General features: G+C 73.6%; 26 protein-coding genes and 3 riboswitches. Of the genes, 7 read left to right on the top strand and 19 right to left on the bottom strand.

Annotated elements, in window-relative coordinates:
* Window positions 1-2: 2 nt before the first annotated feature.
* Window positions 3-136, bottom strand: a riboswitch (cobalamin riboswitch).
* A gap of 21 nt (window positions 137-157) precedes the next feature.
* From IFT73_RS11585 to IFT73_RS11560, 6 genes are all read right to left on the bottom strand, one after another.
* Complete coding sequence (locus tag IFT73_RS11585) at window positions 158-619, bottom strand: histidine phosphatase family protein (protein ID WP_192167737.1); 462 nt, start codon at window positions 617-619, stop codon at window positions 158-160.
* Window positions 616-1,596 carry a uroporphyrinogen-III C-methyltransferase gene (gene cobA, locus IFT73_RS11580; protein ID WP_192167736.1) on the bottom strand — a complete coding sequence of 327 codons (981 nt, stop codon included), beginning with the start codon at window positions 1,594-1,596 and terminating at the stop codon, window positions 616-618. Before cobA ends, IFT73_RS11585 begins: the two co-directional genes overlap by 4 nt.
* On the bottom strand, window positions 1,587-4,058 hold the full coding sequence (locus IFT73_RS11575; RefSeq protein WP_192167735.1) for a cobyrinate a,c-diamide synthase: 2,472 nt from the start codon (window positions 4,056-4,058) through the stop codon (window positions 1,587-1,589). The genes cobA and IFT73_RS11575 overlap by 10 nt, the downstream gene beginning before the upstream one ends.
* Window positions 4,052-4,666, bottom strand: a complete 615-nt coding sequence (gene cobO, locus IFT73_RS11570; RefSeq protein WP_192167734.1) for a cob(I)yrinic acid a,c-diamide adenosyltransferase — start codon at window positions 4,664-4,666, stop codon at window positions 4,052-4,054. Before cobO ends, IFT73_RS11575 begins: the two co-directional genes overlap by 7 nt.
* Window positions 4,666-6,735, bottom strand: a complete 2,070-nt coding sequence (locus IFT73_RS11565; RefSeq protein WP_192167733.1) for a VWA domain-containing protein — start codon at window positions 6,733-6,735, stop codon at window positions 4,666-4,668. The genes cobO and IFT73_RS11565 overlap by 1 nt, the downstream gene beginning before the upstream one ends.
* A gap of 45 nt (window positions 6,736-6,780) precedes the next feature.
* A riboswitch (cobalamin riboswitch) is annotated at window positions 6,781-6,926 on the bottom strand.
* A gap of 62 nt (window positions 6,927-6,988) precedes the next feature.
* Window positions 6,989-7,633 (bottom strand): DUF2975 domain-containing protein, encoded by a 645-nt coding sequence (locus tag IFT73_RS11560; RefSeq protein ID WP_192167732.1) that lies wholly within the window; start codon window positions 7,631-7,633, stop codon window positions 6,989-6,991.
* Window positions 7,634-7,778: 145 nt separating this feature from the next.
* Between IFT73_RS11560 and cbiE the strand changes: the two genes are divergently transcribed.
* The gene (gene cbiE, locus IFT73_RS11555; RefSeq protein ID WP_192167731.1) at window positions 7,779-8,996 is read left to right on the top strand and encodes a precorrin-6y C5,15-methyltransferase (decarboxylating) subunit CbiE; all 1,218 of its coding nucleotides are present in this window, start codon (window positions 7,779-7,781) and stop codon (window positions 8,994-8,996) included.
* The gene (gene cobM / locus IFT73_RS11550; RefSeq protein ID WP_192167730.1) at window positions 8,993-9,751 is read left to right on the top strand and encodes a precorrin-4 C(11)-methyltransferase; all 759 of its coding nucleotides are present in this window, start codon (window positions 8,993-8,995) and stop codon (window positions 9,749-9,751) included. The genes cbiE and cobM overlap by 4 nt, the downstream gene beginning before the upstream one ends.
* A 9-nt stretch (window positions 9,752-9,760) precedes the next feature.
* Here cobM and IFT73_RS11545 read toward each other — a convergent pair whose 3' ends face one another.
* The gene (locus tag IFT73_RS11545; protein WP_192167729.1) at window positions 9,761-10,330 is read right to left on the bottom strand and encodes a TetR/AcrR family transcriptional regulator; all 570 of its coding nucleotides are present in this window, start codon (window positions 10,328-10,330) and stop codon (window positions 9,761-9,763) included.
* Window positions 10,331-10,434: 104 nt separating this feature from the next.
* Between IFT73_RS11545 and IFT73_RS11540 the strand changes: the two genes are divergently transcribed.
* Window positions 10,435-10,866 (top strand): organic hydroperoxide resistance protein, encoded by a 432-nt coding sequence (locus IFT73_RS11540; protein WP_192167728.1) that lies wholly within the window; start codon window positions 10,435-10,437, stop codon window positions 10,864-10,866.
* Between the two features lie 6 nt (window positions 10,867-10,872).
* Here IFT73_RS11540 and ligD read toward each other — a convergent pair whose 3' ends face one another.
* Together ligD and IFT73_RS11530 are read right to left on the bottom strand one after the other, a co-directional pair.
* A complete protein-coding gene (gene ligD / locus IFT73_RS11535; protein ID WP_192167727.1) occupies window positions 10,873-11,808 on the bottom strand; it encodes a non-homologous end-joining DNA ligase in 936 nt (311 codons plus the stop codon).
* 9 nt (window positions 11,809-11,817) lie between these two features.
* Window positions 11,818-12,432, bottom strand: coding sequence for a TetR/AcrR family transcriptional regulator (locus IFT73_RS11530; protein WP_192167726.1), 615 nt, complete (start codon window positions 12,430-12,432; stop codon window positions 11,818-11,820).
* A gap of 78 nt (window positions 12,433-12,510) precedes the next feature.
* Between IFT73_RS11530 and IFT73_RS11525 the strand changes: the two genes are divergently transcribed.
* Window positions 12,511-15,498: a crotonase/enoyl-CoA hydratase family protein gene (locus tag IFT73_RS11525; RefSeq protein ID WP_192167725.1), complete on the top strand. Its 2,988-nt coding sequence runs from the start codon at window positions 12,511-12,513 to the stop codon at window positions 15,496-15,498.
* A 21-nt stretch (window positions 15,499-15,519) separates the two neighbouring features.
* On the opposite strand, the gene IFT73_RS11520 is transcribed toward IFT73_RS11525, so the two are convergent.
* Both IFT73_RS11520 and IFT73_RS11515 read right to left on the bottom strand, forming a co-directional pair.
* A complete protein-coding gene (locus IFT73_RS11520; protein WP_192167724.1) occupies window positions 15,520-16,335 on the bottom strand; it encodes a hypothetical protein in 816 nt (271 codons plus the stop codon).
* A gap of 23 nt (window positions 16,336-16,358) precedes the next feature.
* On the bottom strand, window positions 16,359-17,201 hold the full coding sequence (locus IFT73_RS11515) for a hypothetical protein (RefSeq protein ID WP_192167723.1): 843 nt from the start codon (window positions 17,199-17,201) through the stop codon (window positions 16,359-16,361).
* Window positions 17,202-17,239: 38 nt separating this feature from the next.
* On the opposite strand from IFT73_RS11515, the gene IFT73_RS11510 reads away from it, so the two are divergent.
* Complete coding sequence (locus IFT73_RS11510; protein WP_192167722.1) at window positions 17,240-18,277, top strand: NADP-dependent oxidoreductase; 1,038 nt, start codon at window positions 17,240-17,242, stop codon at window positions 18,275-18,277.
* 44 nt (window positions 18,278-18,321) lie between these two features.
* Here the strand turns inward: IFT73_RS11510 and IFT73_RS11505 are convergent, their stop codons facing one another.
* Genes IFT73_RS11505 through IFT73_RS11485 form a run of 5 tightly spaced genes read right to left on the bottom strand, consistent with a single transcriptional unit; the run spans window position 18,322 to window position 22,071 of the window.
* Window positions 18,322-19,827, bottom strand: a complete 1,506-nt coding sequence (locus tag IFT73_RS11505; protein WP_192167721.1) for a precorrin-2 C(20)-methyltransferase — start codon at window positions 19,825-19,827, stop codon at window positions 18,322-18,324.
* Entirely contained in the window at window positions 19,824-20,489 is a 666-nt protein-coding gene (locus IFT73_RS11500) for a precorrin-8X methylmutase (protein WP_192167720.1), read from the bottom strand. Before IFT73_RS11500 ends, IFT73_RS11505 begins: the two co-directional genes overlap by 4 nt.
* Window positions 20,486-21,364 (bottom strand): sulfite reductase subunit beta, encoded by an 879-nt coding sequence (locus IFT73_RS11495; RefSeq protein ID WP_192167719.1) that lies wholly within the window; start codon window positions 21,362-21,364, stop codon window positions 20,486-20,488. The genes IFT73_RS11500 and IFT73_RS11495 overlap by 4 nt, the downstream gene beginning before the upstream one ends.
* A gap of 40 nt (window positions 21,365-21,404) precedes the next feature.
* Window positions 21,405-21,812 carry a hypothetical protein gene (locus tag IFT73_RS11490; protein ID WP_192167718.1) on the bottom strand — a complete coding sequence of 136 codons (408 nt, stop codon included), beginning with the start codon at window positions 21,810-21,812 and terminating at the stop codon, window positions 21,405-21,407.
* Window positions 21,813-21,870: 58 nt separating this feature from the next.
* Window positions 21,871-22,071 (bottom strand): hypothetical protein, encoded by a 201-nt coding sequence (locus tag IFT73_RS11485; protein ID WP_192167717.1) that lies wholly within the window; start codon window positions 22,069-22,071, stop codon window positions 21,871-21,873.
* A 61-nt stretch (window positions 22,072-22,132) separates the two neighbouring features.
* Here IFT73_RS11485 and IFT73_RS11480 point away from each other — a divergent pair, with 61 nt between their 5' ends.
* Window positions 22,133-22,336: a hypothetical protein gene (locus tag IFT73_RS11480; RefSeq protein WP_192167716.1), complete on the top strand. Its 204-nt coding sequence runs from the start codon at window positions 22,133-22,135 to the stop codon at window positions 22,334-22,336.
* 6 nt (window positions 22,337-22,342) lie between these two features.
* Here the strand turns inward: IFT73_RS11480 and IFT73_RS11475 are convergent, their stop codons facing one another.
* The 3 genes from IFT73_RS11475 to IFT73_RS11465 all read right to left on the bottom strand — a co-directional run bounded on the left by IFT73_RS11475 (window position 22,343) and on the right by IFT73_RS11465 (window position 25,304).
* Window positions 22,343-22,810, bottom strand: a complete 468-nt coding sequence (locus tag IFT73_RS11475) for a universal stress protein (protein ID WP_192167715.1) — start codon at window positions 22,808-22,810, stop codon at window positions 22,343-22,345.
* Window positions 22,811-22,944: 134 nt separating this feature from the next.
* Window positions 22,945-23,130: a YbdD/YjiX family protein gene (locus tag IFT73_RS11470; protein ID WP_192167714.1), complete on the bottom strand. Its 186-nt coding sequence runs from the start codon at window positions 23,128-23,130 to the stop codon at window positions 22,945-22,947.
* The gene (locus IFT73_RS11465; RefSeq protein WP_192167713.1) at window positions 23,127-25,304 is read right to left on the bottom strand and encodes a carbon starvation CstA family protein; all 2,178 of its coding nucleotides are present in this window, start codon (window positions 25,302-25,304) and stop codon (window positions 23,127-23,129) included. Before IFT73_RS11465 ends, IFT73_RS11470 begins: the two co-directional genes overlap by 4 nt.
* Before the next feature lie 187 nt (window positions 25,305-25,491).
* Window positions 25,492-25,673: riboswitch (cobalamin riboswitch) on the top strand.
* A gap of 59 nt (window positions 25,674-25,732) precedes the next feature.
* Between IFT73_RS11465 and IFT73_RS11460 the strand changes: the two genes are divergently transcribed.
* A complete protein-coding gene (locus IFT73_RS11460; RefSeq protein WP_192167712.1) occupies window positions 25,733-26,758 on the top strand; it encodes an ABC transporter substrate-binding protein in 1,026 nt (341 codons plus the stop codon).
* The last annotated feature ends 8 nt before the right edge of the window (window positions 26,759-26,766 follow it).

The raw sequence follows: 26,766 nt of genomic DNA, 5'->3' as shown, positions 1-26,766 counted from the left end.
CCATATGAGTGGAGGCAACGGAGAAGTCTCTGACTCCCGGGTCGGGTGACCCGGTCACAGTGGCGCGACCGTCCCGGAGTTCCACCGGGTTCCTTGCACCGTTGCCGTGAGCTGATTCAGTGTGGCACAGCCGTCGCCCGGGACGAAGGGATCCCGGTCACCGAGGGGGCAGCTCGACCGAGATCTCGCGCGTCGAGGGGTCGACGGACGTGACGGAGCCGTTGGCAGCCGGCTCGGGGCGACGTCCGCTCAGCAGGCCCACGGCCAGGCCGATCGTGTCGCCGTGGCTCACGGCCACCGTGTGGTCGGGGTCGCGCCGATCGAGGACGTGCTGCACCCGCGTCAGGAGCTCGGGGTACGACTCGTCGAGGCCCTTCTCGAGCAGCATCGGCTCGACCTCGACCTCGAGGCCCAGGTGGGCGCCGATGACCTGCGCGGTCTCGAGCGCGCGGGTCGCCGGGGAGCTCAGCAGCCGGACGACGCCCCGGCCGGCGAGCGTCTCGGCGGCGTGCTGCGCCTGCTCGCGACCGAGATCGGTCAGCGGCGGGCTGAGCTCGTGGCCCTGCAGGCGGTCGAGGACGTTCCACGTCGACTGGCCGTGGCGCACCCACAGGATCATGCGAGGCCCTCGACGTCGGCGACGTCGCCGATCACCGCGACGGCGGGCGGCCGCACGTCGGCGGCCGCCCCGGCGATCGTGGCCACCGTGGCACGCACGACGTGCTGGCTCGGCAGGCTCCCGTCGGCGACGACCGCGGCGGGCGTGGTGGGGTCGAGGCCGCCCTCGACGAGCGCCGCGCAGATCGCCTCGAGCGTCCGGACGCCCATCAGCACCACGATCGACGTGCCCGCGTGGGCCAGCGCCGCGTAGTCGAGCGTGCTGTCGGGGTGGCCCGGCGGGACGTGCCCCGACACGACGGTGAACCCCTGCGTCAGGCCGCGGTGCGTCACGGGGATGCCGGCCAGCGCGGGGGCGGCGATCGCCGAGCTGACGCCCGGGACGACGTGGGTCGCGATGCCGGCCTCGTGGCACGCCAGCAGCTCCTCGCCGCCTCGGCCGAAGACGAAGTTGTCGCCGCCCTTGAAGCGGACGACGTGCCGTCCGGCCTTGGCGTGCTCGACGAGCAGCTGGTTGATGTCGTCCTGGCTGGTCGACCGGCCGCCGGGGATCTTGGCGACGTCGACGACCTCGACGTCCGCGCGGGCCCAGCCGAGGGCGGCGAGCGGGGCGAGCCGGTCGGTCACGATGACGTCGGCCCGCTCGATCGCGGCGCGGCCGGCGACCGTGACCAGGCCGGGATCGCCGGGACCGCCGCCGACGAGCGTGACGGAGCCGGTGTCGAGGATGCGGTCGGTCTCGGCTGCGCGGGGGTGGCCCCGCAGCACCAGGTCGAAGGCGTCGAGCTCGCCGGGCCCGGGGTCGCGCGGCGCCCACGTGACGAGCCCGCGGGCCGCGAGGTCGTCGATCGTCGCGGTGACGTCGGGGGCGAGGACCGTGACGACGGCTCCGCCCTCGAGCAGGGCCGCGACGTGGGCGGCCGCCCGGATGTCGCCGCCCACCACGGCCGCGCTCAGGCCGGTGACGTTCAGGTCCACGGCCCCTCCACCCTCAGCGTCGCGAGCAGCTTGCGCGTGGTGTCGGGGCGGCGGACGGCGATGCGCACCCACGAGTCGTCCAGCCCCGGGAACGTGTCGGCCCGGCGCAGCGCGTAGCCGGCCGACCGCAGGCGCTCGTGCGAGCCGCGCGACACCTTGGCCAGCACGAAGGGCGCCGCGGGCGCGACGAAGGCGATGCCCAGCTCGGTGAGCCCGTCGGTCAGCACGGCGCGGTGCTGCGCGATGCGCGTGACGCGGCGGGCCGCCTCGGCCAGCGCCTGCTCGGACGCCGTGGCGACCATCGCCGCGCCGGCCTGCGACGACACCGACCACGGCGACTGGTGCGCGCGCAGCTCGGCCAGCAGGTGCGGCTGGCCGAGGACGTAGCCGGCCCGGACGCCCGGGATCGACCAGAGCTTGGTCAGGCTGCGGACGACCAGGAGGCCCGGCAGGTGCGTGCCCGCGAGGGAGTGCTGCTCGCCGGGGACGGAGTCCATGAAGGCCTCGTCGACGACCACCACGCGGTCGGGGCGCAGCAGCATCCGGATGGTCTGCGCGGGGTGCAGCACGCTGGTCGGGTTGGTGGGGTTGCCGATCACGACGAGGTCGGCGTCGCTCGGCACCAGGGTCGGGTCGAGGGCGAAGCCGTTGGACGGGTCGCACAGCACGTGGTGCGGCGTGTGACCGGCGGCCAGCAGGGCGGCGTCGGGCTCGGTGAACTGCGGGTGCACGACGACGGGGCGCTTCCACGCACGCATGCGGGCGACCAGGCTGAACGCCTCGGCGGCACCGGCGGTCGCCAGCACCTCCTCGGTCGCGCGGCCGTGGCGGCGCGCGACGGCGTGCTCGGCGTCGCGGGCGTCCGGGTAGGCGCCGACCGTCGACAGGCTCGCGTGCAGGGCGTCGTCGAGCCACGCGGGCCGGACGTCGTCGTGCACGTTGACCGCGAAGTCGACGAGCCCGTCGCCGAGCTCGCGGTCGCCGTGGAACGCAAGACCGTCCGCGACGCGGTTTACCACGGTCCCGTGGTGAACCGCGTCCTCCCGGGGGAGGCTTGCCGCGGGCGGACGGGGTTTACCACGGTCCCGTGGTAAACCGTCGAACGCGTGGACGGCGTCGGCGAAGCGCTGGGCGATGCGCGGGTGGCCCGCCCAGTGCGTGTGCAGGTACGACGCGTGCAGGGAGTCGGAGCCGATGCCGTGCCCCTCGCCGTCCAGCAGCCACGCCGCGGTGTCCTGGTCGACGGCGTCGACGAGCTTCGTGCGGTGGAACTCGTGGCCCGTCACCCGCGTGCCGGCGACGCCCATGAGCTGATCGGTCGGCACGACCACCGAGCGGTACGACAGCGTCAGCCGGGGGCTCATGACGGCGTCGGCGTCGACCGCACCGACCATCGGGACGCCGTCGACCGAGCGGCACAGGTAGAGCAGGCCCGCGCACTCGGCCACGGTCGGCATGCCCGAGCTGACGGCCGCGCGCAGCGACTCGCGCAGCGGCGCGTTGGCGGCCAGGCCGGCCGCGTGCACCTCGGGGAACCCGCCGCCCAGGTACAGGCCCGCGGTGCCCTCGGGCAGGGACTCGTCGGCGAGCGGGTCGAACGTCACGACGTCGCAGCCCGCGGCGCGCAGCAGCTCTTCGGTCTCGGCGTAGCGGAACGTGAACGCGCGGCCGCCCGCCATCGCGACGACCGGACGGCGCTCGCTCGCCGCGTGCACCTCGTGCGACGGGTCCCACGGCTCCTCGTCGAGATCGGGCGCCGTGCGGGCCAGCGCCAGCAGGTGGTCGAGGTCGATGCGCTCGGCGATCTGGTCGGCGAGACGGTCGAGCGCGTGGGCCGCGTCGTCCCGCTCGTCGGCGGGCACGAGGCCGAGGTGGCGCGACGGTGCGACGATGCCGTCGTCGCGCTGCAGCACGCCGAGCACCGGGACGCCGGTCGACTCGAGGGCGCTGACGACCTCGTTCGCGTGGCGGGCCGAGCCGGCCTTGTTGACGATGACGCCGACGATGCGCACCGACGGGTCGAACGCGACCATGCCCTGCACGACGGCCGCGATCGAGCGCGAGGCGTGCGAGATGTCGACGACCAGGACGACCGGCGTCCTGGTGACGGTCGCGACGTGCGCCGTCGACGAGAAGCCGTTGCCGCCGATCTGCCCGTCGTACAGGCCCATGACGCCCTCGACGACCGCGATGTCGGCGGGGTGGTCGCTGCCGACGCCCGCACCGTGCAGCAGCAGCGGGACGAGCCGCTGCTCGCCGACCATGTGCGGGTCGAGGTTGCGTCCGGGCTTGCCCGTGGCGAGCGCGTGGTAGCCGGGGTCGATGTAGTCGGGGCCGACCTTGTGGCACGAGACGTCGTGGCCGGCGCGGGTCAGCGCGGCCATCAGGCCCGTCGCGATCGTGGTCTTGCCGTGCCCCGAGGCGGGGGCGGCGACGACGAGGCGGGGCAGCGAGCTCACCATTCGATGCCTCGCTGACCCTTCTGGCCGTTGTCGAACGGGTGCTTGACGTGCTGCATCTCGGTCACGAGGTCGGCGATCTCGACGAGCCTGGGGTCGGCGTGCCGTCCGGTGATGACGACGTACTGGCGTCCGGGGCGGTCGCGGAGCGTCTCGACGACGTCGTCGACGTCGACCCAGCCCCACTTCATGGGGTACGTGAACTCGTCGAGCACGTAGAGGTCGTGGCGCTCCTCGGCGATGCGGCGCTTGACCTCGGCCCAGCCCTCGGCGGCGTCGGCGGCGTGGTCGTCGTCGGAGCCCTCCTTGCGCGACCAGCTCCAGCCCGAGCCCATCTTGTGCCACTCGACGGGGCCGCCGACGCCGGTCGTGTCGTGCAGCTCGGCGAGGCGCTCGAGCACGGTCTGCTCGCCGATGCGCCACTTGGCCGACTTGACGAACTGGAAGACGCCGATGTCCCAGCCCTGGTTCCAGGCGCGCATCGCCATGCCGAACGCGGCGGTGGACTTGCCCTTGCCCGCGCCGGTGTGGACCATCACGAGCGGCCGGTTGCGGCGCTGCTTGGTCGTCAGTCCGTCGTCGGGGACGGTGAGGGGGACGCCTTGGGGCATCAGGCGGCTCCCGTCTCGGGCAGGCCGCCACGGACGACCTCGGTCAGGGCCGACGCGCTGACCTCGCCGAGGGGGACGTACTCGGCCATCAGGTGGTCGGCCAGCTGACGGGCCAGGCCCATCCGGAACTTGCCGGTCTCGCAGTCGATCACGAGGCTCGCCACGCCGGTGGCGCCGAGGTGGGCCGCGACCTGGTGCGCGCGGTCGAGCGCGCGGTCGCCGTGGGTCGCGCGGCCGTCGGTGATGACGACGAGCAGGGGGCGACGGCGGGGGTCGCGGACGCGCTCGAGCCGCAGGACGTCCGCGGTCTTGAGCAGGGCCTCGGCCAAGGGGGTGCGCCCGCCCGCGGGCAGGTCGGAGAGCCGGGCCGCGGCGATGTCGATCGAGCCGGTCGGCGGCAGCGCGAGCTCGGCCCCGTCGGCGCGGAACGTGATCAGGCCGACCTTGTCGCGGCGCTGGTAGGCGTCCATCAGCAGCGACAGGATCGCGGTCTTGACCTGCTCCATGCGCCGGCGGGCGGCCATCGAGCCGGACGCGTCGACGCAGAACAGGATCAGGTTGGACTCGTGGCCCTCCTTGATCGCGAGGCGCAGGTCGGACGCGCGGAACGACAGGCCGGCGTCACCCGTCGCGCGTCCGCGGGCGAGCTGGTGCGGCGCCGCGGCACGGATCGTCTCGGTGAGGTGGATCGAGCCGCCCTGGCCGGCCCGGGGGGCCGCGCCGATGCGGCGGCCGGTCTCGGTGATGGCGCGCGACCGACGTCCGGACTCGCCCGCGCCCGTGCCGCCGACCGTGAACAGCCTGGGCCGGTAGGGCTGCTGCGGCGACGCGACCGTCACCTCACCCCCACCCGCCGACGAGTCACTCCCGCCCTGCGACGAGTCACTCTGGCCCGCCGACGAGTCACTCTGGCCCGCTGACGAGTCACTCCCGCCCTGCGACGAGTCGCCGTCGGCGCCCCCGGACTGCTCCGGAGCGTCGGTGCCGTCCGAGTCACCGGAGTCACCGTCACCGTCGTCGTCGCCGAGCTGGTCGGGCGTCGGCGGCTCGGGCTCGGGTTCGTCGTCGCCGAGGATCTGGTCGAGCAGGTCCTCGTCGATGCCCGGGGCGTCGAACGGGTTGCGCCGACGGCGGTGCGGCAGCGCGAGGCGGGCCGCGGCGCGGATGTCGTCGCGCCCGACGCCCGTGCGCCCGTTCCACGCCGCGTGCGCCGCCGCAGCGCGGGCCGTGACGATGTCGGCGCGCATGCCGTCGACCTCGAAGGCGGCACACACCTCGGCGATCTTGAGCAGGGCCCAGTCGCTGAGGTCGACCTGCTCGACGAGCTTCTGCGCCGCCTGGATGCGATCGGTCAGCGAGGCCTCGTCGTCGGCGAACCGCGCCGCGAACCCCTCGGGGTCGGTCTCGTAGGCCAGGCGCCGGCGGACGACCTCGACGCGCGTGGCCGGGTCGCGCGGCGCGGCGACCTCGACCGTCAGGCCGAACCGGTCGAGCAGCTGCGGACGCAGCTCGCCCTCCTCGGGGTTCATCGTGCCGACGAGCACGAAGCGGGCGGCGTGCTCGATCGAGACGCCGTCGCGCTCGACCGTCGAGCGTCCCATCGCCGCGGCGTCGAGCAGCAGGTCGACGAGGTGGTCGTGCAGCAGGTTGACCTCGTCGACGTAGAGGATTCCGCGGTGCGCGCGGGCCAGCAGGCCGGGCTCGTACTCGGTGACGCCCTCCGAGAGCGCCTTCTCGAGGTGCAGCGAGCCCAGCACGCGGTCCTCCGTCGCACCGACCGGCAGCTCGACGAGCCGCACGGCCCGCGTCTCGACGTCGGCGTCGGGGGCGAAGGGACCGTCGGGCGACAGGGGTCTGGCCTCGCGCGGGTCGGACGAGAAGCGGTCGCCCGCGACGACGTCGATCGGCGGGAGGATCGAGGCGAGGGCGCGCACCATCGTCGACTTCGCGGTGCCCTTCTCGCCGCGCACGAGGACGCCGCCGATCGCCGGCGAGATCGTGGAGAGGGTCAGGGCCAGCGCCATGTCGTCGGATCCGACGACGGCGCTGAAGGGGTAGTGCTGTGGCATGTGGGGCTCCCGCTCGTCTGCCGACGTCCGCCGGACGCGGTTGCGTCCGTCGGTCAGGCGCGAGGCCGGTCTTCGGACTTCCCGGCCCAGCCCCTCTCGGAGCGTCCGGGTCACCGCAGCGGGCCCTGTGCCGGATTCTCACCGGCTTCCCGATTCTCCCCTCGCGGGGCACCTCGAGCCTTCTCCTGCCTAGGGTAACGGTCGTGGTCGGGGCGCCGCTGGTCGATGCGTCACGACACCTCCTGCGTCGGCGTCAGGCGTCCTCCGCGGCTGCCGCGCCGCGCTCGTACGCCGTCATGCGCTGCGTCGTGCCGAACTCGCACAGGCCCGCCGCGACCGACAGACCGACGAAGGTGCCGACGACCGGCCAGAAGGCTCCGTACTCGGGCCAGCTCTCGTTCGCCACGAGGTCGTTCGCGACGCCGGTGAGAACCCACGAGGCGGTCACGCCGACGAGCACGAAGGCGGCCGCCCACCAGCGCAGCCGCCTGATCAGGCGGACGGCCTCGTTGCTGAAGGGGCCGTCGTCGCGCGTGCGCTCGATGACCCGGTGCACGGCGACCAGGCTGCCGAGCACCGCCAGGACGATGGGCAGCGCCCGCAGGTCGACGAGGGCCTGCACGGCGAGGGGGCGGTCGAGCTCGTCGTGTGGACGGCAGACGACCTCGCGCACCGTCGCGCGCCGGAGCTGGCCGTCCTCGGCGAAGTCGTCGTCGGCGGGCGAAGCCCGGTCGACCGTGACGCAGGCATGATCCTCCAGCGCGCCGTCGTCCGTCCCGCCGTCGAGGCTCGTGAGGGACAGCAGGCCGAGTGCCACGACGATCGTCGCGAGGACCAGTGCGATCGTCACGACCGTCGCCATCGCGCCCCAGTGGGTGGTGGCCCTGTTCGGCTGCATCCGAGCAGGCTAGGGCCTGGCGGTGCGCCGAGCGGTGCGAACCCGTCCCCCAGTGGTGCGCCCCGGTCAGACACGCCGTCCCGGAAAGACCACACCGCACCACTCGCGGGGCCGGGTCGGGGGAGGCGGGATATCGTCGACGCTCGTGAGCACACGGGTGACGGTCGTCGGCATCGGCGCGGACGGCTGGACGGGTCTGAGCGAGGCGGCGCGCGAGATGGTCGACGGCGCCGCGGTCGTCCTCGGCGGTGAGCGGCACCTCGCGATGCTGCCCGACGTGCCCGAGCAGATCCGTCAGGCCTGGCCGTCGCCGTTGCTCGAGCAGCTGCCGAGCCTGCTCGCGACGTTCGACGGCTACGAGGTCGTGGCCCTCGCCTCGGGCGACCCCCTCGTGTCGGGCATCGCGACGACGCTGGTCGAGATGCTCGGCAAGGACGCCGTGACGGTCGTGCCGGCGCTGTCGTCGGTCGCCCTGGCCCGGGCCCGCCTGCGCTGGTCGGCCGAGTCGACCGAGGTCGTGACGCTCGTCGGTCGCGACCCCCACCTCGTCGCCCGGTCGCTGGCCCCCGGTCTGCGCCTGCTCGTGCTGTCGTCGGACGGCTCGACGCCCGCGGAGGTCGCGGCCCTGCTGACGGCGGCCGGCTACGGCGCGAGCCCCATGACGGTGCTGTCCGACCTCGGCGCGCCCGAGGAGGCCCGCATCGACGGGGTCGCCGCGTCGTGGCGCGACCAGGCCGTGCCGGCCCTCAACGTCGTCGCGGTCGAGCTGGCCAGCTCGGGCGCGCGCCCGCTGGGCTTCGTGGCCGGTCTGCCCGACGACGCGTTCGAGCACGACGGCCAGATCACCAAGCGCGACGTCCGCGCGTCCGCCCTGGCGCGCCTGGCGCCCGTGCCCGGCCAGACGCTGTGGGACGTCGGCGCCGGTGCCGGCTCGGTCGGCATCGAGTGGCTCCGCGCCCACCCCACGTGCCGCGCCGTCGCGATCGAGGCGCGCGAGGACCGCGCCGCCCGGATCGCGCGCAACGCCTCGACGCTCGGCGTGCCGGTGCTGCAGGTCGTGACGGGGCGGGCGCCCGAGGCGCTCGAGGGCCTCGAGCGTCCCGACGCGATCTTCGTCGGCGGCGGTGCCACCGAGGAGGGGCTGGTCGACGCCTGCTGGGACGCGCTGCGGCCCGGGGGACGCCTCGTCGTCCACGGCGTGACGCTCGAGACGGAGGCGGTGCTGGCCCACCGCTACGCCGAGCTCGGTGGCGAGCTGACCCGCCTGCACGTCGAGCACGCGGCGCCGATCGGCACCTTCACGGGCTGGACGCCCTCGCGCGCCATCATGCAGTGGGCCGTCACGAAGGACGAGGAAGCGTGACCGTCCACTTCGTCGGTGCGGGCCCGGGTGCGGCCGACCTGCTGACGCTGAGGGCCGTCGCGATGCTCGCCGCGACGGACGTGTGCGTCTACGCCGGCACGTACCTCGACGAGGCCGTGCTGGGCCACTGCCGCGACGGCGTCGAGCTCGTCGACACGCAGCACCTGGACCTCGACCAGATCACGGCCCGGCTGGTCGACGCCCACGCGGCCGGGCTCGACGTCGTCCGGCTGTGCTCGGGTGACCCGTCGATCTACTCGGCGATCCACGAGATGACCCGGCGGCTCGACGCCCACGGCGTGCCGTGGGACGTCACCCCCGGCGTGCCGGCGTACGCCGCCGCGGCCGCGCTGCTGGGGGCCGAGCTGACGGTGCCCGAGGTCGTCCAGTCGGTCGTGCTGACGCGCACGCAGGCGCGTTCGACGGCGATGCCCGAGGGCGAGTCGTTGTCGCACTTCGCCGCGTCCGGGGCGACGCTCGTGCTGCACCTGGCCATCACCCGCACCCGCGTGCTCGCGGCCGAGCTCGCCGAGTCGTACGGCGACGACTGCCCCGTGGCCGTCGTGGCCGACGCGAGCCGGCCCGGCCAGGTCGTGCTGCGCGGCACGCTCGCCGACATCGCCGACCAGGTCGAGGCCGCGGGCCTGCGCCAGGCCGCCGTGATCATGGTCGGCCGGGCCCTCGCGCCGGACGTGCGCGGATCGGAGTCGTACCTCTACGACCCCAGTCGTGACCGCTCGCAGAAGCAGGTCTGACGGCGCCCGTCAGCGGCCGATGATCGCCCGGGCTCCCCGGGTGAGGTCGGCGGCGACCTGGGCCGCGTCGTTGCCGATGTAGCCCGAGACCATCGCGCCGTCGCGCAGCATCATGACCTGCTCGGCGCGGGCGGCGGCGTGCGCGACGCCGAGCTCGTCGAGCAGCTGGCGCGCCTGCTCGGTCAGCCAGGCGCGGTGGCGCGTGATGATCGCGTGGCCCGGGTGGTCGACGTCGGCGATCTCGGCCGCGGCGTTGATGAAGGGGCAGCCGCGGAAGCCCGGCGTGCAGCTCGCGGTGCCCACCACCTGGGCGTACCACTCGAGGACGGCGGCCGGGTCGCCGTCGAGCTCGGCGCGCTTGGCCGTCACCGACGCCCTCTCGTCCTCTGCCCGCACCTCGAGGTAGGCGGCGATGAGGTCGTTCTTGCTCGGGAAGTGGCGGTAGAACGTGACCTTCGAGACGTGTGCCGCGGCGATGAGCTTGTCGGCGCTGACGGCGCGGATGCCCTCGGCGTAGTAGTGCTCGACGGCCGCGTCGAGGATGCGGTCGCGGACGGGCTTCATCTCGATGACGCTCATGCTGCTCCTGGGCGGGAGGGGGTGTGGGAGTGGCGGCGGCGGGCGGCTGGGAGCGCCGTGCCATGATGTAGACGTACTAGTCAGTCTACATCAAGGAGCCTGCCATGCCCGAGTCCATCGCCTACACCGCTGTCGCCACGTCCGACGGTGACGGCCGCAACGGCCACGTCCGCTCGAACGACGGGCTGATCGACGCGGACGTCCGCACCCCCAAGGAGATGGGCGGCGCCGGCGGCGCGACCAACCCCGAGCAGCTGTTCGCCGCGGGCTACGCCGCGTGCTTCCACTCGGCGCTCAAGGCCAGCAGCAAGGTGCACGGCGTCCAGATCGTCGACTCCGCCGTGACCGCCGAGGTCGGCATCGGCCCCGACGGCAAGGGCGGCTTCGAGCTCGACATCACGCTGCACGTCGAGCTGGGTGGCGGCGTGTCGCAGGAGGACGCCGAGAAGGCCGTCGAGGTCGCGCACCAGGTGTGCCCGTACTCGAACGCCACGCGCGGCAACGTCGACGTGAAGCTCGAGGTCGAGGTCGCCTGACGCCCGTCACGGGGCCGGTTCGCCGGCCCCGTCGCGGTCGGCCCACTCCAGCAGCGGCCGGATGTCGAACGGCGCGTCGTCGATCGCCGCGTGCAGGTCGCCGATGCGCGCGAGTCGCTCCGGCATCGTCGCGATCGTGAAGTCGTGGGGGTCGAGGTCGTCGATCTCCTCCCACCGCACCGGCGCCGACACGCGCCCGTCGGCGAAGCCCCGCACCGAGTACGCGGCGGCGATCGTGTGGTCGCGCGCGTTCTGGTTGTAGTCGACGAACAGCTTCGCCGGGTCGCGGTCCTTGCGCCACCACGCGGTCGTCACCTCGTCGGTGCGTCGCTCGACCTCGTGCGCGAACGCGAGTGCCGCCCGGCGGACGTCGTCGAAGCCGTGCTCGGGCGGGATGCGCACGTAGACGTGCATCCCCGAGCCGCCGGACGTCTTCGGGAAGCCCGTCGCCCCCAGCTCGTCGAGCACCTCGTGGACGACGTGCGCGACGCGCTGCACCGTCGCGAAGTCACCCTCCGGCCCGGGGTCGAGGTCGATGCGCCACTCGTCGGGCTGCTCGACGTGCCCGCGCCGGCTGTTCCACGGGTGGAACTCGACGGTCGACATCTGCACGGCCCAGATGACGGCCGCGACCTCGGTGACGCACACCTCGTCGACGTCGCGGTCGAACCGCGGGAAGTGGATGCTGACGGTCTCGAGCCACGGGGGAGCGCCGTTCGGCACCTTCTTCTGGTGCACCTTCTCGCCACCGACGCCCTTGGGGAACCTGTGCAGCATGCACGGCCGCTCGTACAGCGCGTTGACGAGCGGCTCGCCGACCGCGAGGTAGTACTCGACGAGGTCGAGCTTGGTCCAGCCGTGCTCGGGGAAGTACACGCGATCGGGGTTGGAGACGCGCACCGTCCGGCCGCCGACCTCGATCTCGACCGCTGGTGTCGCCATGGGCCCACGCTAGGCCCAGTCGGACGCCTCGGCCCGTCCGAGCAGCACGGGGATCGCCCGGCGCCAGCGGTCGAGGAGCACCTGCTGCGCCCGCCGCTCGTCGACCAGCAGGGTCGTCATGGTCGAGCCGGTCAGCAGGTCGATCGTGAACTGCACGAGCGTCGGCACGCGCGGGTCGTCGTCGTCGACGAGGGCGGAGACGGCGCGGTGCACGGCGTCGAACACCGTCCGCTCGACCGGTACGAGCGCCGCCCGCAGGTCGTCGTCGGTGCGGGCGGCGACCCACAGCTCGAGGACGGCGAGGAAGACCGGGCTCTGCAGATCGGCCCACACGAGGTCGACGGCGTCGTCCCACCGGCCGGACCCACGCCGGCCGGCGTCGTCCTCGAGCACGTGCAGGCGCCGGGCGGCGACGTCCTCGACGACCGCGACGAGCAGGCCGGCGCGGTGCGGGAAGTGGTGCAGCAGGGTGCCGCGCGCGACGCCGGCCCGCTCCTGGATGCGCGAGATCGTCGTCGCGGCGTACCCGTCCTCGACGAGCGAGGCGACCGTCGCGTCGAGCACGCGGGCCCGGGTGGCGGCGGTGCGCTCGTGCTGCGATCGGCGCACGGTCCTGTCGGGCATGACCCACACCTTGCCAGACCGCCGGGCCTCGACCAGACTGCTCACGACACAAACAGTCCGATCGTACGGAAAGTTGCCATGGGCACGAATGAGAAGAAGTCAGTCCGTCGTCGCGCCGCACGGATCGTCGGCACCGCGTCGGCCGTCGCGGGCATGGCCCGCAACCCCGACGTGCGACGGGCCGTGCTGGCCGCGCCCTTCGAGCGGCTCACGGGCCGCGACGGTCACGGTGGCGAGCCGGACGTCGCTCCCGGCGCCGTCACGATCCCGGCGCCCGTCGGCATCGACGACTTCGGGCGCCGCAGCACCGCGACCGCGTCCTCACCGACGTCGGCCGACCTGCTCGGTGAGGCGCTGGCCGACTTCGACCGGGCGCCCGAGTGGTTCACGCTGCACTCGGCCTGGCGCGGCGACCCGCCGGGGCGTCTCGCCGAGGGTGACGCCTTCGCGCAGCAGCTCCTGCTGATGGACATCCCCGCCGAGGTGCGATGGACCGTCGTCTCGGCCGGCGCGACGGGTCTGGTGCTGCGGGGCACGGGCCCGATGGGGATCGTCCTCGGGCTGTGGGCCACCGTCGTGGCCGACGGCGCGGGGTCGCTCGTGCGCGTCGACGTCGGCGCCGACGGCCCCCCGCTGCGCGGACCCGTGGGGACGACCGTCATGCGCAGCATCGACGCGGCGCTGAGGGTCTCGGTCGACCGCATCGCCGCGATGGACGCCGGCGCGTCGGCACGTCCGCAGTGGACCGTGCGCGACGAGCCCGTGGTGCACACGGCGACGGGTCGCGTCCTCGACCCGCGCACGCCGGTCGTGGTCGGCGTGGGCCAGGTCGTGCAGCGGGAGCCGGACGCCGCCGCCGACCCCGTCGCCCTCGCGGCCCGGGCCCTGCGCGCCGCGGCCGCCGACTCGGGCGTGGGCGACGACCTGCTGCGCGCCGCCGACGCGGTCTACGCGATCCCGAGCGCGTCGTGGACGTACCGCGACCAGGCGGCGCTCGTCGCCGAGGCCGTCGGCGCGAGCCCGTCCGAGCGCGTCCAGTCGACGCCGTACGGCGGGGACGGGTCGCAGCTGCTGGTCAACGAGGCCGCCGCGGCCGTCGCGTCGGGGCGGTCGAGCATCGTGCTGGTCGCGGGCGCCGAGGCGGGGTCGACGCTGGCGGCGCTGCAGAAGGACGGCCGGTCGCCCGCGTGGCCCGTGCAGGAGGACGGCGCCGCCCCCGACCGGGTCGTCGGCGTCGACCGCGTCGCCAACCACGAGGTCGAGACCGCGGTCGGCCTCGGCGCCCCGGTGTTCATGTACGCGCTGATCGAGTCGGCGGTACGCCGCCGTCGGGGTCACGACGTGCCGACCCACCGGCGGGCCGTCGCCGAGCTGTGGTCGCGGATGTCGGCGATCGCGGCCCGCAACCCGTACGCGTGGAGCCCGACCGAGGTCGGGGCCGACGAGCTCGCGACCGCGACGCCGGCCAACCGGGCCATCAGCGAGCCCTACAACAAGCTGCTGTGCGCCAACCTGCAGGTCGACCTGGCGTCGGGGCTCGTCGTGACGAGCGTCGCCGCGGCGCAGGCGGCCGGCGTGCCGCAGGACCGCTGGGTCTTCGTCCTGGCCGGAGCGTCGGCGCACGACGAGTGGTTCGTCTCGGAACGGGCCGACCTCTCGCGGTCGCCGGCGATCCGGGCGGCCGGCCGGGCGGTGCTCGACCATGCCGGTCTGACGATCGACCAGGTCGCGCACGTCGACCTCTACTCGTGCTTCCCGTCGGCGGTGCAGATCGCGGCCGACGCCCTCGACCTGCCCCTCGACGACCCCGACCGTCCGCTGTCGGTCACGGGCGGGCTGACGTTCGCGGGCGGCCCCGGCAACGCGTACGGCAGCCACGCGATCGCGACGATGGTGCCGATCCTGCGCGCCGACCCCACCAGCACGGGCCTGTCGACGTCGCTCGGCTGGTACGCCACGAAGCACGCGGTCGGCCTCTACTCGGCGACCCCGCCGCAGGTCGCCTACGCCCACCTGCGACCGACCGTCGACCGTCCGCCCGCCCGACGGGCGCTCCGGACGTACGAGGGCGACGTGGTGGTCGAGGCCGTCACGGTGCCGTACGACCGCTCGGGCCGACCGGAGGCCGCGGTGCTGAGCACCCTCACGCCCGACGGCGACCGGGTGCTGGTGCGCACCGACGACGCCGCGATCGTCGCGCTCGCGCTCGCGGTCGACGGCGACCCGATCGGCCGCACCGTGCGGCTGGCCGCGGGCGCGGCGACGCTGGTGCGACGCAAGGTCGCCGCCCTGCCCGATCCGCCGCGCGCGCCCGTGAGGGTCGAGCGCGACGGAGCCGTCGCGATCGTGACGCTCGACCGTCCGGAGGTGCGCAACGCGATCGACGTCCGAGCGGCCACGGCGCTCGAGCAGGCGATCGACGACGCCGAGGCCGACGACGGCGTGCGCGTCATCGTGCTGACGGGTGCCGGGGGCACGTTCTGCGCCGGCATGGACCTGAAGGCCGCGGCCCGCGGCGAGATCCCCGTGACGGAGCGTCGGGGCCCGCTCGGGCTCACGGGCCGTCCGCCGCTCAAGCCGCTGGTCGTCGCGGTGGAGGGCAGCGCGCTCGCGGGCGGCTGCGAGCTGGCCCTGGCCGCCGACCTGGTCGTCGCGGCCGACGACGCCGTCTTCGGCGTCCCCGAGGTGCGGCGCGGACTGCTCGCCGCGGCCGGGGGCGTCATGCGGCTGCGCGACCGGCTGCCGCGCAACATCGCGATGGAGCTGACGCTGACGGGCGACCCCATGCCCTCGCAGCGCCTGGCCGACCTGGGCCTGGTCAACCGGGTCGTTCCCGCGGGCGGGGCACTGGCCGCGGCGCTCGAGCTCGCCCATCGCATCTCCGCGAACGCGCCGCTCAGCGTGTCGGTCGGCAAGCAGATGGTCGACGCCGCGCCGGCCTGGCACCCCGACGAGGCCTTCGAGCGGCAGAGCGTCATGGCGTCGCCGGTCATCCTCTCCGACGACGCGCGCGAGGGCGTCCTGGCCTTCGCCGAGGGCCGCGACCCGGTCTGGACGGGGCGCTGACCCGGTGCGGACGCCGGCGGGTCAGTGGCCGGTCGGGTCCAAGCCCGCGGCGACGATCTGCTTCGACGCCGTGACGGCGAGGTGCGCGACGGACGAGAAGTGCTCGACGGCGTCGGGCGTGATGCCCGCCGCGGTCGCGCGGTCGGTGTCGGTCTCGATCTGCGTGCGGGCGATGATGCCCGCCTCGGTGATCGCGTCGTCGTCGCCGATCCAGCCCCGCGAGCGCAGGCCGTCGGCGCCGGCCGCCCACTCTTCGTCGGTCCACCCGCGCAGCTGCTGCTGGCCCGTCATCGCCATGCCGGCCGCGACGGCGAGGACGTTGGCCGTGACGCCGTCGATGCCGGCCGCCGTCAGCACCGCGAGGTGCGAGTCGCCGCGGAACTCGCGCAGCGTCGAGGCCGCGTGCCACACCGCGCCGAGGTCGTCGTCGGGCACGGGCAGCGCACGGTGGCCCGCGGCGAGCGGACGCCCCGCGAGGTCGAGCCCGGGCAGCCCGGCCTGCAGCCCGGCGGCCAGCGCCGCGACGTCGACGTCGTCGAAGCCGGGGGCGATGGTCTCGCGGGCCAGCTGCTGCCGCGCCGCCAGGATGTCGTCGCGTGACGCGAGCTCCCACGCGGCGGGCAGCGCGCGGTGCACCATGCGCGGCGCGAAGCCGTGGAACGTCGCGACGACGACCTCGGGCGGGGGCGTGCCGAGCGCGACCGCCCGCGACGCGAAGTAGCCCATCCACGTGCCCTTGAGGCCGACGGCCTCGAAGGCCGCCTTGGCGTCGGGGCTGAAGTAGACGACGTGGTGGATGGTCTCGACGGCGTGCCAGAAGCTTCTGCGGAGGGTCACGGCCCCAGTGTGTCGCACCGCCGTCAGGGTCGGGGGACGCCCGTGGGGTTGGGGTAGGCCACGGCGCCGGCCCGCTCGAGGGCCCGCGCGACGTCGACGACGGCGTCCTCGACCGTGATGGCCCGTCCGGTCGCGCGGCGGTCGAGGCCGGCCGCGCACACCCGGTCGGTCGTGTCCTCGACCTGCGCACGGGCCGAGCGTCCGGTCTCGGTCAGCGACCCCGACGCGTCGACCCAGCCGCGGGTCGCGAGCCGTCCGACCGCCTCGTCCCACTCGTCCTCGGTCCACCCGCGGATCGCCCGCTGCCCGTCGGGCACGAGCCCGGCGGCGACGGCGAGCGCGTTGGCGGAGGCGCCGTCGAGGCCCGCCGCGGTCAGCACCGCGACGTGGCAGTCGCCGCGGTACTCGCGGATCGTCGTCGCGGCGTGCCACAGGCGTCCGATGTCGTCGTCCGGCGCGGGCAGGTCGGCGTGCGCCGCGGCGAGGGGACGGCCGGCGAGGTCGAGCCCGTCGACGACCTGGCCGAGCTCGCGGGCGACCTGCGCGACGTCGGTGCCGGCGTCGTCGAGCGCGGGCGCGAGGGCGTCGCGGGCCAGTCCGAGCCGGGCCTCGAGGACGTCGTCGCGTGACGCCATCTGCCACGCGTCGGGCACGGCGCGGGCGACCAGCGACGGTGCGAAGCCGTGGAACAGCGCCGTGACGAGCCCCGCCGACGGGGTGCCGACCGCGGCCGACCGCGACGCGACGTAGCCCATCCAGTAGCCCTTGAGCCCGGTCGCCTCGTAGCGGGCCTTCGCCTGGGGCGAGAAGTAGACGACGTCGTGGACGGCCTCGATCGAGCGCCAGAACGCCCTGCGCTGAGTCATGGTCCCAGTCTCGCAGGCGGTGGGTATCGTCGGAGGTGATGACTGACACGACGCACAACACCCGCATCCTGCTCGCCTCCCGCCCGCACGGCGAGCCCACCACCGACAACTTCGAGATCGAGACGGTGCCGCTGCCCGAGCCCGCCGACGGCCAGGTGCTGCTGCGCACGATCTACCTGTCGCTCGACCCCTACATGCGCGGCCGCATGAACGACGCCAAGTCGTACGCGGCCCCCGTCGAGATCGGCGCGGTCATGGAGGGCGGCACGGTCGCCGAGGTCGTCGAGTCGCGCGACCCGTCGCTCGCGGTGGGCGACATCGTGCTGTCGTACGGCGGCTGGCAGTCGTACGACGTCCAGCCCGCCTCGCAGGTGCGCAGGCTCGACGCCTCCAAGGCGCCCGTCTCGACCGCGGTCGGCGTGCTCGGCATGCCGGGCTTCACGGCCTACGCGGGCCTGCTCGAGATCGGCCGCCCGCAGCCCGGCGAGACCGTCGTCGTGGCCGCGGCCGCCGGACCCGTCGGCTCGGCGGTCGGCCAGATCGCCCGCATCAAGGGTGCGCGTGCCGTCGGCATCGCCGGTGGCCCCGAGAAGGTCGCGTTCCTGCGCGAGATCGGGTTCGACGAGGCCCTCGACCACCGCTCGCCGACGTTCGCCGACGATCTCAGGGCCGTCGTGCCCGACGGCATCGACGTCTACTTCGAGAACGTCGGCGGCCACGTGTGGGACGCGGTGCTGCCGCGCCTCAACACGTACGCGCGGGTGCCGGTGTGCGGCCTGGTCGCGCACTACAACGAGACCGAGCTGCCCGAGGGGCCCGACCGCTCGTCGCGCCTGATGCAGTCGATCCTCACCAAGAGCATCACGGTGCGCGGCTTCATCCAGAACGAGTTCGTGAAGGCGCACTACAAGGACTTCCAGCGCGACGTCGCGGCGTGGATCGCCGACGGCTCGCTGCAGTACAAGGAGGACGTCGTCGACGGCCTCGAGAACGCCCCCGAGGCGTTCTTCGGCCTGCTGAAGGGCAAGAGCTTCGGCAAGCTGCTCGTGAAGGTCGGCGACGACCCGACCCGCTGAGCCCTCGGGCCCCCGGCCCCCTGCCTTCGTCGCGTCGCGTCGCGTCAGCCGGCGAAGCGGGGGGTCCAGGCCTGGCCGGCCGGGGTGACGCGCGTGCCGGTCGCGCCGATCAGCACCAGGCACTTCATGTCGATCGTCTCGGGGTCGAGGTCGCCGAGCGTCGTGACGACGAGCGACTCCTCGTCGCGTCCGACGTCGCGGCCCACGACCACGACGGTCTCGGGCGCGCGGTGCTCGAGCAGGATGCGCCGCATGTCGGCGACCTGGGTCGTGCGCGACCGCGACCGCGGGTTGTAGACCGCGAGCACCAGGTCGGCCTCGGCCACGGCGCGCAGCCGCTTCTCGACCAGCGACCACGGCTTGAGCCGGTCGGACAGGCTCATGACCGCGAAGTCGCCGCCGATCGGCGCCCCCGCGCGGGCCGCGACGACCTGGACGGCCGAGAGGCCGGGCAGCACCCGCACCGGGACGTCGGCGTACGCGTCGTCCTCGGCGGCCTCGAACACCGCGGCGGCCATGCCGAAGATGCCGGCGTCACCGCCCGAGACGACCGCGACGCGCTCGCCGGCCAGCGCGAGGTCGAGGGCCAGGCGGGCACGGTCGACCTCGACGGTGTTGCCGGACGCGTGCCGGGTGAGGCCCTCGCGCTGCGGCACGCGGTCGACGTACGGCGCGTAGCCGACGACGTGCTGGACGTCTGCCAGCGCCTCGGCGACCTCGGGCGTGATCCACCGGTCGGGGCCGGGCCCCAGCCCGACGACCAGCACCTCGGCGGTCGCGGGTGCCGCGGCCGCACCGGTCGTCGTGCGCGCGCGCCGCGGCTTGGTGTCGCCGGGGACGACGATCAGCGAGAAGTACGGCACCGAGGTCGGGTCGACGTCGGCGACCGGCATCCAGCGCTGCTCGGGCATCGAGGCCCGCTCGACGTACAGCGCGCCCTCGAGCCGTCCGGCCTGGCGCAGCGCCGAGACGACGGCGGGGAACGTGCGGCCGAGCTTCATGATGATGGCGCCGTCGGTGTCGGCCAGGCGGCGGGCCAGCTCGGGCTCGGGCAGGGTGCCGGGCAGGATCGTCAGGACGTCCGTCAGCCGCACCAGCGGCGACGCGACGGCAGCGGTCGCGGCGGCGAACGCGGGGACGCCCGGCACGACCTCGGTCTCGAAACGGTCGGCGAGCCGGTCGTGCATGTACATGTAGGAGCCGTAGAACAGCGGGTCGCCCTCGGCCAGGATCACGACGTCGCGGCCCGCCGCGAGGTGGTCGCCCAGGCGTGTCGCGCACTCCTCGTAGAACTCGGCCATCGCGCCGGCGTATCCGCCCGGGTGGTCGGTCGTGCCGGTCGTGACGGGGTACTGCAGCACCTCCTCGACCACGCCGTCGGGGAACAGGCCGACCGCGATGCGCCGGGCGTTCGACTGCTTGCCGACGCCTTGGTGGTAGGCGATGACGTCGGCCGACTCGATCAGCCGGGCCGCCTTGAGCGTGATGAGCTCGGGGTCGCCCGGTCCCAGTCCGATGCCCCAGAGTCGTCCCGGAGCGGAGCCGCTCACTCCTTCTCCTGGGCCAGGGCGTTGATCGCCGACGCGGCCATGGCCGAGCCCCCGCGCCGTCCGCGCACCGTCAGGAACGGGATGTCGAGGGCGGCGTCGACCTCGGTGAGCGCCGCGAGGGCGTCCTTCGACTCGGCCGCACCGATGAACCCGACGGGGGTGCCGATGATCGCGGCGGGACGCGGCGCGCCGTCGAGCAGCATCTCGAGCAGGTGGAACAGGGCCGTGGGGGCGTTGCCGAACGCGACGACCGCGCCCTCCATGTGCTCCTCCCACAGCGACACCGCGGCGGCCGAGCGCGTCGTGCTCCAGGCGGCGGCCAGGCCCGGCACGCGCTCGTCACGCAGGAAGCACATGACCTCGTTGTCGTGCGGCAGTCGGGCGCGGGTGACGCCGGACGCGACCATCGTCGCGTCGGTGATGATCGGCGCGCCCGCCTGCAGGGCGCCGCGAGCCGCCGTCACGAGGCGCTCGTGGATCACGAGGTCGGCGGTCAGGTCGACCTGTCCGCACGCGTGCACCATGCGGACGGCGACTTTCTCGGCGTCGGCGGGCAGGTGCGACAGGTCGGCCTCGGCGCGGATCGTCGCGAAGGAGTCGACGTAGATCGCGCCGCCGTCGTCGACGTAGTCGAAGTGGCGCGAGGGGCGTGTGAGGGTCACTCGACCTCCAGGTCGGGGATGATGACGCTGCGCCACGGGGTCACGATGACCTCGTCGGCCCAGCTGGCGGCCATGGCGTCGACGAGGTTGCGGTTGAGCAGGCCTGAGGGGACGTCCAGGTGGATGGCTTCGGTATCGGCGCCCTGGGCGATCATGCCGTGCCGCAGGGGGAGTGATCTGACCTGGGTGCGGACGTCGCGGGGTGTGGGGGCTGCGACGAGCTCGGCGCCCTGGCCGGGCAGCTCGTCGACGTGCCACGGCGCGCTCTCGCCGGTGCCGGCCGCGGCGAGGAACCGCAGCGCGTGCTCGACGAGGGCCGCTGGGACGTCGTCGAGTGGCAGGACGGGCCCCCACAGCTGCGATCCGATGCGCAGCTGGGCGTGGCCGGCGTCGACGGCCGTGACGCCGAGGTCGAGGGTGCGGTGGCCGACGTCGCCGCGTCCGTCGTCGAGCACGAACAGGAACCGTCCCGCGAGGCGTGCGAGCTCGGGCTCGGCGCACAGCAGGCGGTCGAGCTCGAGCGCCGTGCCTCGCAGGTCGGCCAGGCCGCCCGTGCGCCCGGTCAGCGGCGAGACCATGACGTTGCGCACCAGCTCGTGGCTCGTCGACGGCAGCAGGCCCGCCGCGGTGAGGGCCTCGACCAGCGCCGGCGGCACGCAGCCGTCGGCGTGCTCGATGCCGCGCAGCTGCAGGTTGGTGCGCTTGGTCAGCAGCACCGTTCCGTCGGCGTGCTCCTCGGCGATCGCGAGCAGACGACTCAGCGACGACGACGCGATGACGCCGCCGATGAGCCGCAGCCGGACAATCGCGCCGTCGGCGGCGATCCACGGACGCAGCACGCCCGGGCATCGGTCGACATGGGTGCGGACGGTCATCCGACCATGATTCCACGGCGCCCTGACACGACGGCCGGGGCTACGACGGCAGGCCCTTGCCCTCGTCGTCGCCGCGGTGCCTGACGCGCGAGCGGGCGCGGGCGACACGTGCGCCGACCCGCGTGGTCTCGTGCTCCTCGGACGTCACGGCAGCGCTGAGGTCGGCGTCCTTCATGAGCGCCGGCAGCTCGACGTCGACCGGCGGGTACGCCTCGAGGGGCTCGCCGTGGGCCAGGACGACGTGGACGGGCTCGCCCGCGTGGACGAGCCGGATGACCGAGCCCTCGACGACGGTCGCGGCCTTGGCGAACGCCTTGCGTCGCTGCAGCTGCGTCTGCGCCTTCTTGGCAGCGATCTCCGCCGCGGGCTTGCCGGCCTTCTCCCACGCGATCTTGGCCTGGGGGCCGTACTTGACCGCCTTCTTCGCGGCGGGGCCGATCCAGCTCATCGTGACTCCTCGTGGTGGGTGCCCCATCGTCCCATCGGAGGGTCCGCCGCGCGCGTCGTCAGCCGTCGTACGTGACGAGCAGGTGGATCAGAAATACGACGAGCGGGACGACGACGCCCACGACCGCCAGGACGATCGCGCCGGCGACCCACGGCCACGGTGAGTCCGGTCGATGCGCGGGCCGCTCGGGCCGACCGGGCGCGGGATACCGGGGCGCCGAGGCGAACGGGTCGTCATCCGGTTCGTGCGCGTCCGTCATGGCGTGATCCTGCCACGCGACGACGCCCACACGGAGCGGCGCGGTGAGGCAGAATCGAGCGGTGCTCACCACCGTGCTGGTCGCCGCCGTGTTCGTGACGGTCGTCGTCTACATCGTCATCGACATCCGACGCCGGACGGTGCGCGGCGGCAATGGCCCGCGCATCGGCTACATCCCCGAGGGTCTGCGGCCCGCGGTGAACCGGCTGAGCGACCGCAGGGGCTGGCCGCGCCCGTTCGACGACGAGGGGCGTCGCATCGGCTGAGTGCGGCTACTTCTTGCGGCTGTTCTTCTTCGTGGGCTTGGCGCCGGGGCGGACGACCAGCACGGGGCACGTCGCGGTGTTGAGCACCCGGTGCGCGACTGATCCCATCAGCACGGCGGACGCCCGCGAGCTCTGGCTCGCCACGACGATCAGGCCGGCGTCCTTGGCCTTGGCGGCCTTGACGATCTCGGCGGCCGGCGAGCCGCTGCGGATCTGCTGCGTGATCCTGGGTCCCCAGTCGGCGAGCAGCTCGGCGACCTGCGCGGTCGCGGCCTGGGCCGCGGTGCGGAACGACAGCTCCTCGATGTCCTTCTGCCCGCTGTCGCTCTCGGTGGCGAACGGGACGGCGGCCAGCGGGCTGATGACCGCCAGCACGCTGACCGACACGACCGACTCGGGATCGGAGAACGAGCGGAGGTAGCGGGCGGCGTCGAGCGACTGCTTCGATCCGTCCGTGGCAATGACGACGTGCATGGTGGTCCCCCTAGGGCCGAACAGCGGGTCGAGCGATGGGTCGATCAGGCGAGGTCGTCAGCCCATGGTTGCGTCGACCACGGATCGCCGCAACCCCTGTCACGTCAGCAGCACCGATCTCGGCAGCACCGATCTCAGCAGCACCGGGCCATCGGCGCGTGCTCGACCTGGTCGGCGCGGTGCCGCTCGAACGCGCGCCGGCTCGCGGGCGTCACGCCGTCGCGCTCGCACGCCGCGAGGTAGTCGTCCCAGCGCGACTCGCCGCTGAACGTCCGCAGGTACCACCGCAGGCCGCGCCAGGTGCGCACCAGCGCGTTCATCGTCCGCTCCGAACCGGCCGACGCTCGTCCTCCCACGCCGCGACCGCCTTCTTCTCGTCGGCCGTCGCGAAGAAGTCGGCGGGGGCGACGATCTGCGACGGCGTGTGCGGCACCTCGGTCGTGGGCAGCGAGCCGGCGCGGATCGCGCGCACCCAGATGAGCGCGGCGTTGGCGACCACGACGATCACCAGCACCGCGAACGCCGACTGCAGCACGCCGTTGGTCGTCGAGTTGGTGATGATCTGGCCCATCTGGTCCCGGTCGGTCGCGGGGGCCAGCAGCTCGCCGGCGTCGCGGGCCTCGCGGTAGCGCGACGCCTGCGCGAAGTAGCCGAGCGCGGGGTTGTCGGAGAAGATCTTCTGCCAGCTCGCGGTCATCGTCACGACGAGGTCCCACGCGAGCGGGATGCCCGGCACCCACGCGTACTTCAGCTTGCCGTGCTTGATCAGCAGCGTGACGCACAGCGTCAGGGCGATCGCCGCGAGCAGCTGGTTCGCGATGCCGAACAGCGGGAACAGCTGGTTGATGCCGCCGAGCGGGTCGGTCACGCCGATGTACAGCATGTAGCCCCACGCGCCCACCGTGATGGCGCTGGCCGACCAGGCCGCCGGACGCCACGAGACGTCGCCGTAGCGCTTCCAGACGTTGCCGATCGTGTCCTGCAGCATGAACCGTCCGACGCGCGTGCCGGCGTCGACCGCGGTCAGGATGAACAGCGCCTCGAACATGATCGCGAAGTGGTACCAGAACGCCTGCAGGTTGCCGCCGAACGCCTCGTGGAACACCTGCGACAGGCCGAACGCCAGGGTCGGCGCGCCACCGGTGCGCGAGACCAGCGTCTGCTCCTCGATCGCGGCGGCCGCGGCGCTGAGCTGGTCGGGGGTGATCGTGTAGCCCAGGGTGCCGACGAACTGCGCCGCGCCCTCGACCGTCCCGCCGGTCATGCCGGCCGGCGCGTTCATCGAGTAGTACAGGCCCTGGTCGATCACGACGGCCGCGATGAGCGCGCTGATCGCGACGAACGACTCCATCAGCATGCCGCCGTAGCCGATCATGCGGACGTGGCTCTCCTTGCTGATCATCTTGGGCGTCGTGCCCGACGCGATTAGGGCGTGGAAGCCCGACAGGGCGCCGCACGCGATCGTGATGAACACGAACGGGAAGACCTTGCCCGCGAAGACCGGTCCGTCGCCGTCGGTCGCGAAGCTCGTGACGGCATCGGCCTGCAGCACCGGCGCGGCGACGACGAGGCCGACCGCCAGCAGCGCGATGACGCCGACCTTCATGAACGTCGAGAGGTAGTCGCGAGGCGTCAGCAGCATCCACACGGGCAGGATCGACGCGATGAAGCCGTAGACCACCAGCGCGACGACGAGGTGCTCCTTCGAGATCGTCAGGGCACTCTCGAGTCCCAGCTGCTCGACGTAGCCGCCGCCGATGATCGCCAGCAGCAGGGCGACGACGCCGATCGCGGTCGTCTCGAGCACCCGGCCCGGGCGGATGTAGCGCAGGTAGAAGCCCATGAACAGGGCGATCGGGATCGTCAGGCCGATCGAGAACACGCCCCACGCCGACTCGGCGAGCGCGTTGACGACGACCAGCGACAGCACCGCCAGGATGATGATCATGATCGCGAACACCGCGATGAGGGCCGCGGTGCCGCCGACGACGCCGATCTCCTCGCGGACCATCTGGCCGAGGCTCTTGCCGTCGCGGCGCATCGACAGGAACAGCACGACCATGTCCTGCACGGCGCCGGCCAGGATGACGCCGACGATGATCCAGATCGTGCCGGGCAGGTATCCCATCTGGGCCGCGAGCACGGGGCCGACGAGCGGGCCGGCGCCGGCGATCGCCGCGAAGTGGTGGCCGAACAGCACCCGGCGGTCGGTCACCTCGTAGTCGACGCCGTTCTCGAGCCGCTCGGCCGGCGTGGCGCGGGTGTCGTCGAGCTCGAGCACCTTCTTGGCGATGAACCGCGAGTAGAAGCGGTACGCGATCGCGTACGACGAGAGCGCCGCGAACAGGATCCAGAGGGCCGAGACGTCCTCACCGCGCGACAGCGCGAGGACGGCCCAGCACGTCGCGCCGACGAGGGCGACGACGCTCCAGATCGCGATGCTGCGGACGCGGTGGCCCCCGCGGTGGTCTGGCCGGGCCTGCGTGGTGGTCATGGTGGGCTCCCCGTCGGTCGTCAAGGGGCCCGGGTCGCGGGCCGTCTCTCACCAGACCACATCGGCGACGTGTGTCGCCACCCGCGCGCGACGAGCGGTCGGTCCGGGCCGACGAGCGGTCAGGCGCCGGTGGGCAGGGTGATCCAGTCCTGTGACGAGAACCATGTGGTGATCGATGGGCGCCCGCTGCTAGGTTCCGGGTGCCAGTCAACTCAGCGATGAGCCAGGGAACCCGGTGAGACTCCGGGACTGACGCGCAGCGGTGAGGGTGACGGGCGGAGCACGAGGCCACTGGACCGAGAGGTCCGGGAAGGCGCGCCGTCCGGTCGATCCCGAGTCCGAAGACCTGCTGGCCGCCGACCGTCCGGTCGACGTCAACCGCCCACGGGGCCTCGCGCACGGGCCCCCGGACCCCGAGAGGGACCCCCATGTCGTCGCCCCGTCCTGACCGCCGCCTGTCCGCCGCCGCCGCGGCGGGTCTGCTCGTCCTGCTCCCGCTCGCCGCCTGCGGCTCGTCGTCGTCCGACGGCGAGGCCGGCCGCGGCTCGTCCGACCCCGCCGTCAGCGTCACGAACTGCGGCCGGAAGGTCGAGCTCGACCGTCCCGCGCAACGGGCCGTGACGGTCAACCAGCCGGCGACCGAGCTGCTGCTGGCGCTCGGGCTCCGTGACCGCATCGTCGGCGCCGGGCTCGGCGACACCAACGTCCTGCCCGGGCTGAAGGACGACCTCGCCGGCCTCAACCTGTTCCCGAAAGAGTTCCCGTCGTTCGAGTCCGTCCTGGCGCTCGAGCCCGATCTCGTCTACGCGACGTTCGACTACACGTTCACCGACGAGGGCATCGCCGACCGCCAGCGGTTCACCGACCTCGGCATCGACGTCTACCAGTCGCCCAGCGAGTGCGCCGGCCAGGAGGCGACCCACACCACGGCCCTGACGCTCGACGACCAGTACGCCGAGATCCGCGACGTCGCGACGCTGTTCGGCGTGAAGGATCGCGGCGACGCCCTGGTCGCCGAACTGAAGCGGCGCGCCGCCACCGCCGCGGACGGTCTCGACGCGGGCGGGGTCTCGACGGCCTGGTGGTACTCCTCGACCAAGACGCCGTACTTCGCCGGCTGCTGCGGTGCGCCGGGCATCATGACGCGCGCCGTCGGGGCGACGAACGCCTTCGACGACCTCGACCTGCTGTGGCCCGAGGTCAGCTGGGAGTCGGTCGTCGACCGCGACCCCGACGTCTTCGTGCTGGCCGACCTGACCCGCGGTTCGGAGGGCGACACCGCGGCCGCCAAGATCGCGTTCCTGGAGTCGAACCCGGCCACCAAGAACCTCACGGCCGTCAGGAAGAAGCGCTTCATCATCCTGCCCGGCACCACGATGGACCCGTCGATCCGCAACGTCGACGGCTTCGAGGAGGTCGCGGCCGGGCTGCGCGAGCTGGGTCTCGGCTCGTGAGTCCGCCG

This window comes from Aeromicrobium sp. CFBP 8757 (assembly GCF_014841755.1).
In the GTDB taxonomy this organism is placed as follows: domain Bacteria; phylum Actinomycetota; class Actinomycetes; order Propionibacteriales; family Nocardioidaceae; genus Aeromicrobium.
This window is presented reverse-complemented; position numbering and strand designations above follow the sequence as displayed.

Bases quoted from the DNA above. Each gene is read 5' to 3' on its own strand.
- IFT73_RS11585 (WP_192167737.1), bottom strand. From the start codon at position 619: ATGATCCTGTGGGTGCGCCACGGCCAGTCGACGTGGAACGTCCTCGAC.
- IFT73_RS11575 (WP_192167735.1), bottom strand. From the start codon at position 4,058: ATGGTGAGCTCGCTGCCCCGCCTCGTCGTCGCCGCCCCCGCCTCGGGG.
- cobO (WP_192167734.1), bottom strand. From the start codon at position 4,666: ATGCCCCAAGGCGTCCCCCTCACCGTCCCCGACGACGGACTGACGACC.
- IFT73_RS11565 (WP_192167733.1), bottom strand. From the start codon at position 6,735: ATGCCACAGCACTACCCCTTCAGCGCCGTCGTCGGATCCGACGACATG.
- IFT73_RS11560 (WP_192167732.1), bottom strand. From the start codon at position 7,633: ATGCAGCCGAACAGGGCCACCACCCACTGGGGCGCGATGGCGACGGTC.
- IFT73_RS11545 (WP_192167729.1), bottom strand. From the start codon at position 10,330: ATGAGCGTCATCGAGATGAAGCCCGTCCGCGACCGCATCCTCGACGCG.
- IFT73_RS11540 (WP_192167728.1), top strand. From the start codon at position 10,435: ATGCCCGAGTCCATCGCCTACACCGCTGTCGCCACGTCCGACGGTGAC.
- ligD (WP_192167727.1), bottom strand. From the start codon at position 11,808: ATGGCGACACCAGCGGTCGAGATCGAGGTCGGCGGCCGGACGGTGCGC.
- IFT73_RS11530 (WP_192167726.1), bottom strand. From the start codon at position 12,432: ATGCCCGACAGGACCGTGCGCCGATCGCAGCACGAGCGCACCGCCGCC.
- IFT73_RS11525 (WP_192167725.1), top strand. From the start codon at position 12,511: ATGGGCACGAATGAGAAGAAGTCAGTCCGTCGTCGCGCCGCACGGATC.
- IFT73_RS11515 (WP_192167723.1), bottom strand. From the start codon at position 17,201: ATGACTCAGCGCAGGGCGTTCTGGCGCTCGATCGAGGCCGTCCACGAC.
- IFT73_RS11510 (WP_192167722.1), top strand. From the start codon at position 17,240: ATGACTGACACGACGCACAACACCCGCATCCTGCTCGCCTCCCGCCCG.
- IFT73_RS11495 (WP_192167719.1), bottom strand. From the start codon at position 21,364: ATGACCGTCCGCACCCATGTCGACCGATGCCCGGGCGTGCTGCGTCCG.
- IFT73_RS11490 (WP_192167718.1), bottom strand. From the start codon at position 21,812: ATGAGCTGGATCGGCCCCGCCGCGAAGAAGGCGGTCAAGTACGGCCCC.
- IFT73_RS11485 (WP_192167717.1), bottom strand. From the start codon at position 22,071: ATGACGGACGCGCACGAACCGGATGACGACCCGTTCGCCTCGGCGCCC.
- IFT73_RS11475 (WP_192167715.1), bottom strand. From the start codon at position 22,810: ATGCACGTCGTCATTGCCACGGACGGATCGAAGCAGTCGCTCGACGCC.
- IFT73_RS11470 (WP_192167714.1), bottom strand. From the start codon at position 23,130: ATGAACGCGCTGGTGCGCACCTGGCGCGGCCTGCGGTGGTACCTGCGG.
- IFT73_RS11465 (WP_192167713.1), bottom strand. From the start codon at position 25,304: ATGACCACCACGCAGGCCCGGCCAGACCACCGCGGGGGCCACCGCGTC.
- IFT73_RS11460 (WP_192167712.1), top strand. From the start codon at position 25,733: ATGTCGTCGCCCCGTCCTGACCGCCGCCTGTCCGCCGCCGCCGCGGCG.